At 39.2% G+C, this 240-nt stretch carries 1 protein-coding gene; it reads left to right on the forward strand.

Going from position 1 to position 240, the window contains the following annotated elements; genetic code table 11:
* Nucleotides 1-240: 3-dehydroquinate synthase family protein (locus RYX56_RS24910; protein ID WP_439108537.1), on the forward strand; the 240-nt coding region annotated here is incomplete at both ends.

Below are 240 nucleotides of genomic sequence, written 5' to 3' on the forward strand. Positions count from 1 at the left end.
GCTTATTTAAACTTAGGGCATACGCTTGGGCATGCGATTGAATCTGAAATGGGATATGGGAATTTCACTCATGGAGAAGCGGTGATGATTGGGATGATTTTTGCTTTAAAACTTAGCAAAGAATTACTGGGGCTCACGTTCAATCTTGAAAAGTTTATAACATGGGTGGAGAAGCTTGGGTACCAAACTAGTGTTCCTAATCATTTGTCAGCCGACAAGCTATTAAACAAAATGAAACAG

Origin of the sequence: Alkalihalophilus lindianensis (assembly GCF_032843265.1) — a bacterium.
Lineage (GTDB): Bacteria > Bacillota > Bacilli > Bacillales > Bacillaceae_D > Alkalihalophilus > Alkalihalophilus lindianensis.